Genomic DNA, 14870 nt, shown 5'->3' with positions numbered 1-14870 from the left:
TCCTTCCCTACGCGGCCTGGCTGTACTTCCTCACGGTGGCGAGAAAGTTGCTGACCGTGATGGGCTTGGCGATGTAGCCGACGCAGCCGCCGTCGCGGATGCGCTTTTCGTCGCCTTTCATGGCGAACGCCGTGACGGCGACGACCGGGATTTCGGACAGGCCCTGTTCGTCCTTCAGCCACTTGGTGACTTCCAGTCCGGACACTTCCGGCAGCTGGATGTCCATCAGGATCAGATCGGGTTCGAATTCCTTGGCGATGGAGATCGCTTTCAGACCCTCGCGCGTCTGACGGACCTCGTAGCCATGCGCATCCAGAAGATCGCTGAACAGTTTCATGTTCAGCTCATTGTCTTCGACGATCAGGACCTTCTTGGGCATCACTTGCAGCATTTCTTCCCGTCACCTGTGGCGCCGGTCCTGCGCCGGACGTTCGGTGAACATGCGGCGGGCCGGTGTCTTGTCTGATGCCACGCTTCCTGCCAGACCATCCTTAAGGAACCATGGAACCGGCCTTCAGCTTGACTTAACCATGCTGCTCCGGCGACTATGGAACATAAGGTGAACACATTAAGGAGTCCCTAAAGTTTGTCCAGTGACGTTCCGCATAGATACGCACCGGCCCTGTGCCGCGATTGCGGACGGGCGCGCGACATCGTCCAGGGTTGCGAGAACGCTCCCCGCCCTGCCCCTTGCCCCGCCTGCGGCGGGTCGCGCCTTCTGTCCCATCCGGAACTTGCGGACCTGTCCATCGCCCATGTCGATTGCGACGCCTTCTATTGCTCCGTCGAGAAGCGCGACGACCCGTCCTTGCGCGACAAGCCCGTCCTGGTCGGCGGCGGGCGGCGCGGTGTCGTCTCGGCGGCCTGCTACCATGCGCGGATCTACGGCGTGCGCTCGGCCATGCCGATGTTCAAGGCGCTGAAGCTCTGCCCCGACGCCGTCGTGGTCAAAGGCGATATGGACAAGTACGCCTTTGAGGGGCGGCGCATCCGGATGCTGATGACGGAGCTTACGCCGCTGGTCGAGCCGCTTTCCATCGACGAAGCGTTCCTCGATCTGTCGGGCACGCGGCGTCTGCATGGCCGCAGCCCGGCGCAAAGCCTGATCGCGCTGCAGTCGCGCATCATGGACGAAGTCGGCGTGACGGTTTCCGTCGGTCTGTCCTATAACAAGTTTCTCGCCAAGACGGCGTCCGATCTCGACAAGCCGAACGGTTTCGCCGTTCTGGGCCGCTCGGACGCGCCGGACTTTCTCGCGCGGCAGCCGGTCGGCTTCATCTACGGCATCGGCCCGGCCTTTGCGTCCAAGCTGGAAGCGGCCGGATTGCGCACCATCGCGGATGTCCGCCAATGGAGCGACAAGCGACTGGCCGAACGGTTCGGCGACCACGGTCTGCGGCTGGCACGCCTGTCGCGCGGCGAGGACCACCGCCGCGTCGATCCGGTCCACCAACGCAAGTCGATCAGCGCCGAGACGACCTTTTCAGAGGATATCGAGGAACTGGAAGCCTTGAAGGACAAGCTCTGGCAGGTCTGCCTGAAAACGGCCGACCGCAGCAAGGCCAAGGACATGGCCGGGTCGGTCGTAACGCTGAAGCTCAAGACCGCGAACTTCAAATCGGTCACGCGCCGCCGCACCCTGCCGCAGCCGATCCAGCTCGCCGACGCCTTGTTCCACGCGCTGGAACCTCTGCTCGAAAACGAGGCGAAGGGGCGGCCCTACCGCTTGATCGGTGCCGGGATCAGTGGGCTCTGCGCCCCAATCGGCGACGCGGCCGACCTGCTGGACATGAAGGCTGCCAAGCGCGGCAAGGCCGAACGCGCCTCCGACATCGCCCGCGCGCGTTTCGGCGCGGACGCCGTGCTCACGGGCCGCGGCCTGCGCCTGGCCCGCGCCAAGGAAAGCCAAGCCACCTCCCTGCCCGGCAAGATCAGGGACGATCAGTTGTAGGCCCGTCGGACGTCTGGGCCGGTCAAACCGCCACGGTTGTATCGATCAGACGGCGGCAAGGGTCGCCGGAGCGTGATATCCGACAAAGGCGGAGTTGCTTGCCTCGTCGCGCTTCATTCCATCTCGGCGAAGCGCTCCAGTTCGTCGTAGATCTCGTCCTCGGTCCGGCTGGCGGCATTGCGCCAAGTCGGCGCCGTGTCGCGGTTCAGCACCGTGCCGTCGCTGTCCGCGATGATCACGGTCGGCGTGCCGAGGATATCGTCCAGACCAAAGCGGCGCGCGATGTCCAGATTGCGGTTCTTCCGACCGACATCGACATAGACCAACCTGTAGTGCTCGGCGAGCAACGGCGTGAACCGGTCCCCGCGCAGGGTTCCGGCCAGGGCGCGGCTGTCATGGCACCAGTTCGCGCCCATCACGATCAGCGTCTTCAAATCCTCTCGCGCCGCGACCTCCTGGGCGATGCGGACATCCTCTCCCGCATCGCGGGTCGCGTCGAAGGCGCAATAGTCGCCGGACGGCAGATTGGAGCAGACGGCTGGTTCCGGGGCCTGCGTGGCGCAGGCACTCAGCATGGCCGACAAGACGATGAGGAATGTTCTCATAGACCGTCTCTAGCACAGACCGGCCGCACCGCACAGCCGGATCGCGCGACGGCGACAATCCGTGGTTGTCGGCAACCCGGAAGGGCGGCATGATCCGGACGGACCGCCCCGCGAAAAGGACGAACGCCATGTCGAAATCCGCCCGCCGCCCGCAACGCATCTACCAAATCCTGATGTGGGTCCTGTCGATCGTCTTCGCCGGCTTCCTCATCGGCTTCGGCAATCTGGTCATTCGCGACCTGCCCAAGGTGGACCGCCCGCTCATGCTGGAAGAGTTCGTGGCCCCCGACGCCCTGAACGCCGTCGATGCCAGGATCGAGACCCTGGACGATGCGTTGACGCCACTACAGCGCAATGTCGAGGACGCGATGGCGGAGTCGCAATCGGCCACGGCGGATTATCTGGCGGCCAAAGGCGCGTTCGACAATTGGATCAGCACGCGCAACGCCACCGAAAGCGACGCCCAGAATCCGGAAGTCGTCCGTCGCACCCGGGCGCTCGACGACCTCCGCCTGGCGCAACGGCGCGCACTGGGCGAAGTCGAAGCTGCGCAATCGGCCATGACCGAAGCCCGAAGGGACCTGTCCGATCAGCGGCAGGCGCGGACGGCGATTCTCGACGCGGGACGCGACGATTATGAACGGGCCCAGCGGGCGCAAGAGCTCCGGGTGTTTCTCTACCGGCTGGCCCTGACCCTGCCGCTCCTGCTGGTTGCGGGATGGCTGATCCTGCGCAAGCGTGAATCGGCCTATTGGCCGCTCTATCGCGGTTTCGCCCTGTTCGCGGCCTTCGCCTTCTTCGTGGAGCTGGTGCCCTATCTTCCCCATTATGGCGGCTATGTGCGATATGCGGTCGGCATCGTCGTCGTGCTGATCGCCGGGCATTTCCTGATCCGCGGCATGCGGCGCTATCTGGACCGCAAACGCGCCGAAGAAGCGCGGTCCGAAGTCGAACGCAGGCAATCCATCGAATACGAGACCGCGCTGAAGAAGATCGCGGCCAAGACCTGCCCAGGCTGCGACCGCGCCATCATCGAACGCGACGGCGTGGCGACGGATTTCTGCGTCCATTGCGGCATCCGGCTGCAGGACCAATGCGCCGCCTGCGGGCAGAAGAACATCTCCTTCCACCATTACTGCTTGGCTTGCGGCACGCCGAAGCCGGAGCCGGTGGCGGGCGAACTCGTCATGAGTTGATCTATTTCTTGAAACCCGGGTCTTTAGGGACTCAGGGTCGCATTCTACGAATGCGCTCCCACATGACGTCGGAGACGGCTCAGACCGTCGGTCAGCGCCAGTCGCGCGTGACCGCCATGCGGTCGCGCGCCATTTCGTCGGCGACTTCGGCGGTCGTGCGGTCTTCCGCCACCGCGCGGTCGAACACCTCGCCAAGCGTCTCCTCCAGCTGGTCGAGCTTGGCGTTCACCCAAGACGGATCGTAATCGCCCGCCACTTCGGCGGCGACGTTGATGATCCCGCCCGCATTGATGACATAGTCCGGCGCATAGAGAATGCCTCGCGCCTTGAGCGCGTTATCCATATCCTCACTAGCCAGCTGGTTGTTGGCGGCGCCCGCCACGACCTTCGCCTTCAGCTCCGGCAGGGTCCGGTCGTTGATCGCCCCGCCCAGCGCGCAGGGTGCGAAAATGTCGGCATCAACGGAATGGACGGCCTCCACCGGCACGACGGTCGCGCCGAGTTCCGCTTCCGCCTTGCGCAGGATGTCCGGATTGATATCGGCCACATTGAGCGTCGCACCGGCATTCGCCAGATGACCGGCCAGCGCGTAGCCGACGCTGCCCAGCCCTTGAACGGCCACCGTCATCCCGGACAGGTCGCGCGTGCCGAACCGACGCTCCGCCGCGACGCGGACGCCGCGGAAGACGCCTTCCGCCGTTACCGGCGACGGATCGCCCGACGCGTTCTTCCCTTCCGGCAGACCCGCCACATGGTCGGTCTGCGTTTTGATCGTCGTCATGTCGCGCGGCGACACGCCGACATCCTCGGCCGTGATGTAGGTGCCGCTGATCGTGTCCACGGCACGGCCATAGGCGGCGAACAGAGCATCGCGGTCGAAGGGTTCGTCCGGTTTCAGGATGACGGCCTTCCCACCGCCCAGATCCAGCCGGGCCATGGCGTTCTTGTAGCTCATGGCGCGGGAGAGGCGCAGCACGTCGGCCAGCGCGTCGGCGTCGCTCGCATAGTGCCAGAAGCGCGTGCCACCGCTGGCCGGGCCGCGATTGGTGTTGTGCACGGCGATGATGGCGCGCAGGCCGGAGGCCGCGTCGCAGAAGACATGCACGGCCTCGTGGCCGTCGAAATCGGGATGGGAGAAAATGCTCATGACGTCGATCGTGATGATGGGGGCCGCAAACTCGTATGTCCGCCGTCATAGCGGCAAGATTTTGGAATGGCTTGCCCTATCTAGCCTCCATCGAGGCTGGACAGTCCCGAATTGGCCGATTGCAGCAGACCCAAGGCAAACACACCGCCGGTTCCGTCGCCGATATTGATATCCAGGTCGAGCACCGGATCGAGATCCATCCGGTCGAGCAAGGCGCGTTGGGCGGGCTCCGCCGTGGCGTGTCCCGCAATACAGTGTGCCACCGCGTCCGGGTTGAGCGCATGCACGACCGCCGCTGCGGCGCAGACGACGTAACCGTCCAGGATGACGGGGATGTGCTGATGCGCGCAAGCCAGGATGGCCCCGACCGTTCCGGCCAGATCGCGCCCGCCAAAGGCGCGCAACACGCCCAGCGGATCCGACAGAAGCTCCGCATTGGCCTGCGCGCCCGCCGCGACGGTGTCGATGCGCACCGCCGCCTTGTCGCCTTGACCACCGGCCCAGTAATCCGCCGCGCCGCCGTAAAGTCCGCGCGCAATCGCCGCGGCCGCCGTCGCCGACCCGTAGCCGGCATTGCCCAGCACGATGACATCAGCCCCTTCGGCGACCACTTCCATGCCGAACGCGATCGCGCCGGCGCAGTCTCGCTCCGAGAGGGACGGTCCCTGGCGGAAGTCATCCGATGGATGATCGTTGCCGAACTCATAGACCTTGAAGGCCGCGCCGGCCTGCTGCGCCGCGCCGCGCACGGCGGCGCGACCGCTCGACAGGGCGGCGACGCGGTCCGCGACGCGGGCTGAGGCATCGGCCACCGTAGCATGACTGCCCGTGAAGACGGCGACGAGAGGCCGCGTCACGTTCGGCGACGACTGCCCCTGTATGGAAGCGATCCGGGCGAGCGGGGCGGCGAGCGATCCCAGCGGGCACAGATCATGCCCCAGACAATCCGCCCGCGTCATGATGTCGGCATAAAGATCGGTATCGCGGCCGGGAACGGATCCGGCCAGATCCCGCACATCGTCGAAAGGGCGGCGTTCGGTCATGAGCGCCACATAGGCGCGTTCGGCGCAGGCGTCACCGCAAAATTATGTGACGGCGGACAGGTTCCGCCCGGCTGGGCAAGAGGGTGAATTCCAAGGCCTCCCGCTCGTCCTTTGGCGCCGTATATTGCTGTCAGGCCCGCGTTGGCCTCTCTGCTCCGCGCTGGTCCGATGGGCACCGTTAGAACAGGCCGGCCTTGCGCGCCATGTTGAGCGCGACGAGGGCGAGGCAGATCCCGAAAATGCGCCGCAGCGGCACGGCTTTCAACCGATGCGCCGCCACCGTGCCCAGCGGCACCGTGAACCAGGCACTTGCCACAATCACCGCGAAACCCGCCAGGTTGACATAACCCAGCGACAGCGGCGGCCGACCCGCCACGTCCCAGCCCGACAAGACGAAGCCGGCCGTGGCCGGGACGGCGATCGCCAGTCCGAACCCGGCGGCCGTGCCCACGGCGCGGTGGACCGGTACGCCGCACAGGGTCAAGAGCGGCACGCTGAGCGATCCGCCGCCGATCCCCATGATCGCCGAGAGTGCGCCGACCGATCCGCCGACCAGCGGCGGCGCGGCCCCGCCGGGGACCGTCTCCCTGAGAGTGAAATCCGGACGACCGATCACGAATTGCAACGCGACGATGAATGCCACGACGGCGAAGATGAGCGTCAACATGTCGGAGCCGAGCCGTGGTGCCAGCCACCAGGCCCCGACAAACGATCCGACCCCGATCCAGAGGCCGTAACTGCGCCACCAGGCCCGCGGCCAGAGCAGATCCATATCCACGCTGCCCCGTGCCAGATGGCTCCGCGTGGAGCGGTAGCCATTGACGATGATGACCGACGCACTGGTCGCGACAGCGCAATGCATGATCACGTCTGGATCGACACCGAACGCAGTGAAGGCGTAGAACAAAGCGGGCACCATGACGGCGCCGCCACCGATCCCGAACAGCCCGGCGGTGAACCCCGCCAGCGCGCCGACCCCCAGCAATAGCGCGACCAGCGGCAACAATTCGGTCAAGCCGCCTGCCCCGTCGTCATCACACCAAGCCCCGAGGCCAGAATATCGGACGGCGCGAGCTTGGCGGTCAGTCCTTCCGACAGGGTCCGGCGCCAAAGGCGGGCGCCTGGCTGCCCCGCGAACAGGCCCATCATGTGCCGGATGAGCGCCTTGGCCGTCCGGTCCGTGTCTTGCACGCGTTCCAGATAGGCGACCATGTCGCGCGCGACGGCAGCCCGGTCCGTCGCGGCGGGCGGGTCGCCATAGGCCGGATCCACCGCCGTCAGGCTCCACGGATCGTTATAGGCCGCACGCCCCATCATGAAGCCGTCCAGATCTTGCGCGACGTCCAACCCTTGCGAAACGGTTTCGATCTGACCGTTGACGATGATGCCGAGGTCCGGAAACGCCTCTTTCATCCGGGTCACCAGAGCGTAGTCGATCGGCGGGACCGTGCGGTTCTGCTTGGGCGACAGGCCTTGCAGCCACGCCTTGCGCGCATGCACGATCACGGTGCGGCAGCCCGCGCCCGAGACGGTTTCGATGAAGTGCGGCAAGGTCCGCTCCACATCCTGATCGTCGATTCCGAGCCGGCACTTGATCGTCACCGCTGCGTCGCCTGCACTGTCGCGCATGGCCTTGAAACAGTCGGCCACCAGACTGGGTTCGGCCATGAGGCAGGCTCCGAACCGTCCGGACTGGACCCGGTCTGACGGGCAGCCGACATTCAGATTGATTTCGTCATAGCCATAGGCGGCGCCGATCCCGGTCGCCTCGCGCAGCTTGTCCGGGTCGGACCCGCCCAGCTGCAGCGCGACGGGGTGCTCCAGCGCATCGAACGATAGAAGCCGGTCGCGGGGCCCGTATATCACCGCATCGGCGACGACCATCTCGGTATAGAGCCGCACGCGCCGCGACAGATGCCGGTGGAACAGGCGGCAATGCCGGTCCGTCCAGTCCATCATGGGCGCGACGGAAACGGCGAAGTCGGGTTTCAGGTCGGAATCGGACACGGCGGCCCGATAGCATGGCTGCGCGGTCCGGACACCCTGTCCTTCCTCCATGTCAAATCCGAAAAAGCTGTGATTTGTCGGTGCCCGACGCCCGTTCCACGATGTCGATGCGCTCGCCGTTCCAGTGATAGCGCAGATGGTCCGTCTGGACGGGGCCGGTCATGCCGTCCACGCGGAAAAAGGCCGCGCATTCCCCGCCGTCGCGCCGCACGCTCGGATAGACGATGCCCCGCTCGTCCCGGGCGCGCATCTCTGCGGCCAGGGCTTGCGGGGCCGCATAGTCTTCCAACTGCCTGAGCAGTTCCAGCGCCGCACCGGGTCCGCGCGCATCGCGGACGATCATGTCCGAACTCCCGACCAGGATCCGGAAAGTTCCGGTCCATCCGGCCGGTTCGGCCGTGGCGCGCAGGAACACGCCTTGATGCCAAGCCACTTCGGCCAGCGCCGTTTCGAACGTCTTGGCGACATAGAGCGCGCCGTAGCCATCGGCATGATAACGGCCCGGCCGGTCGGGCGTGGCATGCAGGAAGGGCGACACCAGATAGGACGCGCCCGGCCCGCTCGCCCGATGATCCGGCGGCAGCTTCGCCAGATCGCCCAATGCCGTGTCCAGGCGCGGATTGGTCAGGCTCGCAATGGACGCCAGCGTTTCCCAGTCCTCCGGGTCGCCCAGATCCTCGAACAGGTTTACGGGCGGGAATTGGCTCGGCACGAGCCTGTGCCAGCGCGACCAGCGCAGGCGCACTTTCGGCAGATCGTCCGGGGACAGGTTCATAAAGAAACGGGCGGCCGCGTCCGCTATCCGCCGCGCACGGCGTCGAGATAGCGGCGCACGCGCATCAGACCGATCAGGCGACCTTCCAGCATGATCTCCAGCGCGCTGCGCCCATCGAATGCCGCATTCGGCTTGCCGATCCAGGCATCCCGCTGGCTCTTTTCCTCGAACAGGATGCCCAGCGCCTTGTGAATGCCCAGCAGGTTCGAAATGCGCTCCAGCGTGTCGATCGTGAGCGGGCGGCCATATTCGCCCGCTTTCCAGCGCTGATAGGTCCGGACCGCCGCATGGCCGAGCAAGGTCGACGCGTCGCTGTCGCGCAGCCCCCACAGCGCCATCAAGCGCACGAAGGCCCGTTTGGCGACACGGTCCTGGTCCTTGTCGAGATCGAGCGGGACCAAAGGCGTGGAGTCCGTGGGTTCGACGAGTTCGAGCATCATGGGGCGAAGATAGCGGGCATCCGCCAAATGTCAATGTTTAGCGCCTAGACGTCAACTGTCATGCATATGCCCCGCATCATTCTGAGACCGCAAGGCACGATGAGACGCGCGCCTGACCAGTCGGCATCCGACAATGCGCCTTTCGCGCTCTGCTCGGGAGGCGCAGGCTCTACCCAGCAGCAAACCGCTGGTCCTTCCGCGTTCGAGACTGTCGATGTCGTGGGACATGGTGGGCGGTGACGGGATCGAACCGCCGACCCTCTCGGTGTAAACGAGATGCTCTGCCAGCTGAGCTAACCGCCCTTCCACATGGTCGGCGCCTATGCCAAGCTTCCGCGCGGATGGCAAACGGGACGTTCAGACAATGATGACGGATGCTGACATCCACATGGCCGCGACCGCCTTGCCTTGCGTCTTCATGACCGAGCAATGGATGGGCAGCCATGTCTACAAGATCGGCGATCCGGAAACGTTCAAGATGTTCGCCATCCTCAATCCCGGCAAGAGCCAGCTGACGATCAAGACACCCGACCGCGAGACGGCCAATGTCCTGATCGAGGCGGGCGTGGCGCAACGGCACACCCATATGCCGCGCGGCAGCTGGGTCATGCTGTTGCCGGACCGGTTGGAGCGCGACGATGTGGAGGAACGTCTCGCCACCTCCCATTCGCTCTGTGCGGCCAGCCTGACGAAAGCCGCGCGCAAAAAATTCGGCCTCGACTGATTTCTTGTTCCTTTTCGCGTTGACGGCCCGCAACCGCTCCCCTATCTGGCCGCTCTCGCTTCTAAGCGGGTGTAGCTCAGTTGGTTAGAGCGCCGGCCTGTCACGCCGGAGGCCGCGGGTTCGAGTCCCGTCACTCGCGCCATTTCCCCCAAGACATCAACGCGATTGTAGGACGCCTTGCACGGCCGATCTTCCCGATAGGATCTCCGCCGCAGGCGGAGGACCAGCCTGCACAATGAGGCGCCGAACGGCAGCGGGATTTGCCGCTCCTGCAAAAGATCTTCCCGCATAAAAAAAGCTCCCCGAAGGGAGCTTTTCGCAAGTGTGAGGCGTGAGCCTTAGCCCATCGAGATCGAGTCGACGGCTGTCTTGCCAGAGCGCTCGTTGACGGCCGTGTTGAACTGGACCTTGTCGCCCTCGTTCAAGCTGTCCAGGCCGGCACGCTGCAGCGCCGTGATGTGGACGAAGACGTCGTCGCCGCCACCTTCGGGGGCGATGAAGCCGAAGCCTTTGGTGGCGTTGAAGAACTTAACGGTACCTGTTTTCATATCCGACATAATGTAATCCTTTGATCGTCGGTTCCCGTTCGACGACGTGCCGAACGGACGCTCCTTCGCTATGATGCAAAAGAGCCACTCTCGACGTCTGGTAGGAAAAGCATTCTGCGCCGGTCCGCCGATGAACGACAGGCAAGCGGCAGGCCGATATTCTGGCCCTTGGTCGATAGGCCGTAAATGGGGCCTGCGCCCCGCAATAGCAAGTGAAGTCTGCGTGACGCTATTTTTGCGCGACCGTGACATGCCGCCGGTTAAGGGATCACGTCGGCCCAGTCGGGATGACGCGCGATCATCGCCTTGTAGAAAGGGCAGAGCGGTACGGTCTTGTACCCGCGTTCGCGCGCCAATCCGACCATGCGCTCCACCAGCGCCAGGCCGACGCCCTCGCCGCTCATCGAATCGGGCACACCCGTATGGTCCACGATGACCAAGGTCGGGCTCGATTTGGAGAAGGTGATCTCCGCCGTGTCGTCATGACCCGGAACATGGGCCACGATGCGGCCTTTGGTTTCGGTGTCTTGGACGGTGAAAGTGATGTCGGTCATTGCGGTGTCTCTGTCATGGTCTCCGGCACGCTAGCATTCCCCTCCCCTCAACCCCAGCCTTCTGCCGGACTCGATCCAAGTTGGGGAGGGGTATGCGGTATCCGAAGTCTCTTTCAGCCGAACAGGTCCCCCTGCCCGGTGACGCTTTCCGGCACGCGAAACTGCGAGCCGTCCAGCGGCACCCGGTCTTCGCGTGCCGTGATCCCGAAGCGCTTCTGCGCCATGTAGTAGCGCTGCGCGATCAGCTTGCGGAACGGCGTCCTGACCTCGCTATCCTCGCCGCGCGCCCAGGCGGGATCATAGTCCCGGCCGCCATTGATGGTCCGGATATGGTGCATGATCCGCCGCGCGCGGGTCGGCGCAAACGCCGCCAGCCATTCCTGGAAGATCAGGCTGACCTCCTGCGGCAACCGCAGCACGGTATAGGCGCTGTAGGTCGCGCCCAGATCCGCCGCGCGCGCCATGATGCTCTCCAGCTCGCTATCGTTCAGCCCCGGGATCATCGGGCCGAGCATGACGCCGGTCGGAACGCCCACCGCGGCCAGCGCGGCGATCGCCTCGAACCGCCGCTCCGGCGTGGGACAGCGCGGCTCCATCGCGCGGGCCAGCCCCCGGTCCTGCGTCGTGATCGAGATCATCGCCCGCGCCACGCCGCGCTGCGCCATCGGGGCCAGCAGGTCGATATCGCGCGTGATCAGGTTCGACTTGGTCAGGATCGAGACCGGATGAAGGAAGTCGGCCAGCACCTCCAGGATGCCGCGCATGATGCGCCGCTCCCGCTCTTCGGGCTGATAGGCATCCGTATTGGTCCCGATCATGATCGGGACCGGCCGGTAGCGCGGGGCCGACAGCTCGCGCCGCAGCATGTCCGCCGCGTCCGGCTTGGCGAACAGCCGCGTTTCGAAGTCCAGCCCCGGCGACAGGCCGTGATAGGCGTGGGTCGGCCGGGCGAAGCAGTAGACGCAGCCATGTTCGCAGCCCCGATACGGATTGATCGAGCGGGTGAAGCCGACATAGGGCGACACGACCTTGTTGATGATCGTCCGGGGCCGCTCCACCGTGACCGTCGTGCGCCGCGCCCGTCGGTCCTCGTCCGGCAGCGCGTCCCAATCCTCGTCGGTCTGCTCGCGGGTCAGCGGCTCGTACCGTCCCGTCGCATTGCTGCGCGCCCCGCGTCCTTTTTCCCGCAAGCGCAGATCGCGCTTGGGCTGGCGGTAGGGCAATAGGGTGTGACGGGCCATGGCGCTCTCTTTCGCAACGCTCCCATTGGCCCAAAGGAGGCAGTTGTGTGCCCTAAGGAATTTATTCCTGTCTTGCAAGAGCGGTATGGATTTGGCTTGGGGACAAACCCCTCAGGCTTTTCAGACCCCGAATGTGACAATCCGGCCATCTTTTATGACCGATCGGTCGCATCAGCATCATAAGGCTGTTGCTCATCCCCACTAGCGGCGCCCTGCAAATCGCACCGCAGAGGGAACACAATGACCACCACAACGAAACTATGCCTCGGCGTAGCCGCTCTTTCTCTTCTTCCGGCCTTGGCCACCGCTCAGGCGCCGGCAGAGACTATCTATCTGGATGCCGGAGCTGACGAGATCATCGTCACCGGCACGGCCCAGACCTATTCATCCTCCGACACGACCGAGGAAATGGCGCTGCAGCAATCGCCCGTCACCTCCGTCCTGTCGCAGATCGACAGTCTGCCCGGCGTGCTGGTCCAGGAAGGCGACACGTTCGGCTTCGACGATTGGTCCACCGGTGTCGCCCTGCGCGGTTTCCAGACCAATCTCGGATCGCAGGAGATCGGCATCACCGTCGACGGCATGCCCAATGGCGGGTCGAACTACGGCGGCGGCTCGAAAGCCAACCGCTTCATCGACACGCAGAACCTGGACGGGATCGAGGTTTTCCAGGGCACGGCGGACATTGCCACGCGGTCCAACGAAGCACTGGGTGGCACGCTCAACTTCATGACCTCCGATCCGCTAGACGATTCGCGGCTGCGTTTGTCGGGCACGCTCGGCGACTTCGATGCTCAACGTTTCTATGCGCGCTACGATACCGGGCTGTTCCTCGACGATACAACGAAGCTCTGGGTTTCGCTGTCGAGCCAGACGGCGACCGATCATGTCAACCAGTCGGCGGAAAACCGTCGCGACCATATTGCCGCGAAGCTTACTTCCGAAGTCGTGGGCGTGAACCTGACGGCCTACGCCTCGTTCGACGACAGCCATGAGGACAATTACCAGCGCCTTTTCTCCGCAGCCGACTTCGCGTCCAATCCCAATAGCGACCAGCTAACCGCCGAATGGACCGGCCTGCCCTACGTCGATCAGCTCTACCGCAAGGGCTGGTCCACCTTGCGCGAGAATTTCTTCACCTATCTGAAGGCCGACAAGGAAGTCGTGCCGGGCCTGCTGCTCCAAGCGTCCGTCTATCGTCACGACAATGATGGCCGCGGCGACTGGGTGCCACCCTACATCGTCGATGTCACGGCGGACGGCGACGGACAGCCGCAGAGCGAACTGACCGACCGATCGGTCCAGGGCGGCGCCGCGCTCGGCCGCATCTATTTCGTCAACGCGGCGGGCGTCGCGCTTAGCCCGCGCGACGGCTGTGTCAGCTCGATCACCTTTCCCTATGGCGGCGCGGGTCCGGAATACGATCCGGCCTGTTATCCGGCTGGCGCCATACCCGTGCAATCCTACCGCCACACCCATTACCAGAAGGAGCGGACCGGCTTCACCGCCGACGCCGAATGGGAGGCCGAGTTTGGCCAGTTCCTGAACACGTTGCGCGGCGGCATCTGGTACGAGGACGCGACCCGGTTCGAATATCGCGACTGGCACCGCATCATCGACACGCGCGTGGGCTTCGAGTTCGACGAACAGGCTTACTGGACCCAATACAACCGCGTCTTTCCGCAAACGACCTTCAAATGGTATATCGAGGACGTCGTCACCTTCGGCGATCTGACCCTGCGCGGCGGCATCAAGCAGTTCAGCAACGAGCTCGAACGCTCCGATGTCTTCGAGCCCGGCCGGGCGGACCGAAATTTCTCGATCGATGTGGAGAGCGACGTGCTGTTCTCCGGCGGCTTCACCTACGCGCCGAGTCAGATCGAAGGAGTCGAGCTGTTCGGTGGCTATGCCGAAAACTTCAAGGCGATCCCGGATACGGTGCTGGAAGTCATCAATTCGGCGGCCGGCGTGCCCGAGAGCGAAACCTCCGAGAACATCGAGATCGGCGGCCGTTACGATGGCGAGCGGTTCAATGCCGCCTTGACCTGGTTCGACACGAATTTCGACAATCGGCTGTTCCCGGCGCCGACCGAGACCGTGGACGGAATCGACTACCTCGAAGCGTCCAACGGAGGTTTCATCAATGGCGGCGGCATCGAATCGAGCGGCATCGAATTCGCGGGCGGCGCCAGGCTGACCGATACGCTGAGCCTCTACACCTCGTTCACCTATATCGACGCGAGCGTTCTCGGCACGGGTGACGCCACGCTCGACCGGGCGGCGGGTATCTTCGTGGGCAACCGCGTGCCGGGCATTGCCGAGACGATGGGCGTGGTCAGCCTGGACTATGCGAGCGACACGATCTTCGCAGGCTTTTCGACCAAGTTCGTCGGCGACCGCGCCGTCAATCTGTCTAACACATGGGAAGCGGACGGCTATGTCGATAGCGACCTGTATATCGGGGTCAATGCGGGGCGGATTTCGTCGGAACTGGACGCGCTCGACCTGCGGCTAGTCGTGAACAATGTGTTCGACAATGACTGGCTGGCCGGCATTTCCGGCAATGGCGCCTGGGTCTCGGCACCGCGCACCGTCACCTTCACGGCCACCGCCGACTTCTAATCCACGTCCATGAGGGC

Annotated in this window: 15 protein-coding genes and 2 tRNA genes; 5 read left to right on the top strand and 12 right to left on the bottom strand. The window is 64.6% G+C overall.

Going from position 1 to position 14870, the window contains the following annotated elements; all coding sequences use genetic code 11:
- Positions 1-7 precede the first annotated feature (7 nt).
- Positions 8-379 (bottom strand): response regulator, encoded by a 372-nt coding sequence (locus Q0718_RS04140; RefSeq protein ID WP_298913858.1) that lies wholly within the window; start codon positions 377-379, stop codon positions 8-10.
- Positions 380-586: 207 nt separating this feature from the next.
- On the opposite strand from Q0718_RS04140, the gene Q0718_RS04135 reads away from it, so the two are divergent.
- The gene (locus Q0718_RS04135; protein ID WP_298913855.1) at positions 587-1951 is read left to right on the top strand and encodes a DNA polymerase IV; all 1365 of its coding nucleotides are present in this window, start codon (positions 587-589) and stop codon (positions 1949-1951) included.
- Between the two features lie 113 nt (positions 1952-2064).
- On the opposite strand, the gene Q0718_RS04130 is transcribed toward Q0718_RS04135, so the two are convergent.
- The gene (locus tag Q0718_RS04130) at positions 2065-2556 is read right to left on the bottom strand and encodes a thioredoxin family protein (protein ID WP_298913853.1); all 492 of its coding nucleotides are present in this window, start codon (positions 2554-2556) and stop codon (positions 2065-2067) included.
- Positions 2557-2684: 128 nt separating this feature from the next.
- Between Q0718_RS04130 and Q0718_RS04125 the strand changes: the two genes are divergently transcribed.
- Complete coding sequence (locus tag Q0718_RS04125) at positions 2685-3752, top strand: zinc ribbon domain-containing protein (RefSeq protein WP_298913850.1); 1068 nt, start codon at positions 2685-2687, stop codon at positions 3750-3752.
- A 91-nt stretch (positions 3753-3843) separates the two neighbouring features.
- On the opposite strand, the gene Q0718_RS04120 is transcribed toward Q0718_RS04125, so the two are convergent.
- The 7 genes from Q0718_RS04120 to Q0718_RS04090 all read right to left on the bottom strand — a co-directional run bounded on the left by Q0718_RS04120 (position 3844) and on the right by Q0718_RS04090 (position 9467).
- Positions 3844-4899, bottom strand: a complete 1056-nt coding sequence (locus Q0718_RS04120) for a Glu/Leu/Phe/Val dehydrogenase dimerization domain-containing protein (protein ID WP_298913848.1) — start codon at positions 4897-4899, stop codon at positions 3844-3846.
- An 80-nt stretch (positions 4900-4979) separates the two neighbouring features.
- Positions 4980-5942 (bottom strand): nicotinate-nucleotide--dimethylbenzimidazole phosphoribosyltransferase, encoded by a 963-nt coding sequence (locus tag Q0718_RS04115; protein ID WP_298913845.1) that lies wholly within the window; start codon positions 5940-5942, stop codon positions 4980-4982.
- Positions 5943-6120: 178 nt separating this feature from the next.
- Positions 6121-6957 carry a sulfite exporter TauE/SafE family protein gene (locus Q0718_RS04110; RefSeq protein ID WP_298913843.1) on the bottom strand — a complete coding sequence of 279 codons (837 nt, stop codon included), beginning with the start codon at positions 6955-6957 and terminating at the stop codon, positions 6121-6123.
- Complete coding sequence (gene dusA, locus Q0718_RS04105) at positions 6954-7949, bottom strand: tRNA dihydrouridine(20/20a) synthase DusA (RefSeq protein WP_298913840.1); 996 nt, start codon at positions 7947-7949, stop codon at positions 6954-6956. Before dusA ends, Q0718_RS04110 begins: the two co-directional genes overlap by 4 nt.
- Positions 7950-8001: 52 nt before the next feature.
- Complete coding sequence (locus Q0718_RS04100) at positions 8002-8724, bottom strand: RES family NAD+ phosphorylase (RefSeq protein WP_298913837.1); 723 nt, start codon at positions 8722-8724, stop codon at positions 8002-8004.
- A 23-nt stretch (positions 8725-8747) separates the two neighbouring features.
- Positions 8748-9164, bottom strand: a complete 417-nt coding sequence (locus Q0718_RS04095) for an MbcA/ParS/Xre antitoxin family protein (RefSeq protein ID WP_298913834.1) — start codon at positions 9162-9164, stop codon at positions 8748-8750.
- 227 nt (positions 9165-9391) lie between these two features.
- Positions 9392-9467, bottom strand: a tRNA-Val gene (locus Q0718_RS04090).
- Between the two features lie 61 nt (positions 9468-9528).
- Between Q0718_RS04090 and Q0718_RS04085 the strand changes: the two genes are divergently transcribed.
- Positions 9529-9888: an MmcQ/YjbR family DNA-binding protein gene (locus Q0718_RS04085; RefSeq protein ID WP_298913831.1), complete on the top strand. Its 360-nt coding sequence runs from the start codon at positions 9529-9531 to the stop codon at positions 9886-9888.
- A 65-nt stretch (positions 9889-9953) separates the two neighbouring features.
- Positions 9954-10030 (top strand) — tRNA-Asp (locus tag Q0718_RS04080).
- 196 nt (positions 10031-10226) lie between these two features.
- Here Q0718_RS04080 and Q0718_RS04075 read toward each other — a convergent pair.
- From Q0718_RS04075 to Q0718_RS04065, 3 genes are all read right to left on the bottom strand, one after another.
- Positions 10227-10436, bottom strand: a complete 210-nt coding sequence (locus Q0718_RS04075) for a cold-shock protein (protein WP_298914280.1) — start codon at positions 10434-10436, stop codon at positions 10227-10229.
- A gap of 260 nt (positions 10437-10696) precedes the next feature.
- The gene (locus Q0718_RS04070; protein ID WP_298913828.1) at positions 10697-10990 is read right to left on the bottom strand and encodes a GNAT family N-acetyltransferase; all 294 of its coding nucleotides are present in this window, start codon (positions 10988-10990) and stop codon (positions 10697-10699) included.
- 113 nt (positions 10991-11103) lie between these two features.
- Positions 11104-12231 carry a PA0069 family radical SAM protein gene (locus Q0718_RS04065; RefSeq protein WP_298913826.1) on the bottom strand — a complete coding sequence of 376 codons (1128 nt, stop codon included), beginning with the start codon at positions 12229-12231 and terminating at the stop codon, positions 11104-11106.
- Positions 12232-12471: 240 nt separating this feature from the next.
- Between Q0718_RS04065 and Q0718_RS04060 the strand changes: the two genes are divergently transcribed.
- On the top strand, positions 12472-14853 hold the full coding sequence (locus Q0718_RS04060) for a TonB-dependent receptor (protein ID WP_298913823.1): 2382 nt from the start codon (positions 12472-12474) through the stop codon (positions 14851-14853).
- The last annotated feature ends 17 nt before the right edge of the window (positions 14854-14870 follow it).

Origin of the sequence: uncultured Algimonas sp. (genome assembly GCF_947498175.1) — a bacterium.
GTDB lineage: Bacteria > Pseudomonadota > Alphaproteobacteria > Caulobacterales > Maricaulaceae > Litorimonas.
The sequence above is the reverse complement of the archived record's forward strand: the minus strand, read 5'-3'. Positions and strand labels throughout refer to the sequence as shown.

Excerpts from the sequence above, each read along its gene's own strand:
- Q0718_RS04140 (WP_298913858.1), bottom strand. The coding sequence starts at position 379 with ATGCCCAAGAAGGTCCTGATCGTCGAAGACAATGAGCTGAACATGAAA.
- Q0718_RS04130 (WP_298913853.1), bottom strand. The coding sequence starts at position 2,556 with ATGAGAACATTCCTCATCGTCTTGTCGGCCATGCTGAGTGCCTGCGCC.
- Q0718_RS04125 (WP_298913850.1), top strand. The coding sequence starts at position 2,685 with ATGTCGAAATCCGCCCGCCGCCCGCAACGCATCTACCAAATCCTGATG.
- Q0718_RS04120 (WP_298913848.1), bottom strand. The coding sequence starts at position 4,899 with ATGAGCATTTTCTCCCATCCCGATTTCGACGGCCACGAGGCCGTGCAT.
- Q0718_RS04115 (WP_298913845.1), bottom strand. The coding sequence starts at position 5,942 with ATGACCGAACGCCGCCCTTTCGACGATGTGCGGGATCTGGCCGGATCC.
- Q0718_RS04100 (WP_298913837.1), bottom strand. The coding sequence starts at position 8,724 with ATGAACCTGTCCCCGGACGATCTGCCGAAAGTGCGCCTGCGCTGGTCG.
- Q0718_RS04095 (WP_298913834.1), bottom strand. The coding sequence starts at position 9,164 with ATGATGCTCGAACTCGTCGAACCCACGGACTCCACGCCTTTGGTCCCG.
- Q0718_RS04085 (WP_298913831.1), top strand. The coding sequence starts at position 9,529 with ATGATGACGGATGCTGACATCCACATGGCCGCGACCGCCTTGCCTTGC.
- Q0718_RS04075 (WP_298914280.1), bottom strand. The coding sequence starts at position 10,436 with ATGAAAACAGGTACCGTTAAGTTCTTCAACGCCACCAAAGGCTTCGGC.
- Q0718_RS04070 (WP_298913828.1), bottom strand. The coding sequence starts at position 10,990 with ATGACCGACATCACTTTCACCGTCCAAGACACCGAAACCAAAGGCCGC.
- Q0718_RS04065 (WP_298913826.1), bottom strand. The coding sequence starts at position 12,231 with ATGGCCCGTCACACCCTATTGCCCTACCGCCAGCCCAAGCGCGATCTG.
- Q0718_RS04060 (WP_298913823.1), top strand. The coding sequence starts at position 12,472 with ATGACCACCACAACGAAACTATGCCTCGGCGTAGCCGCTCTTTCTCTT.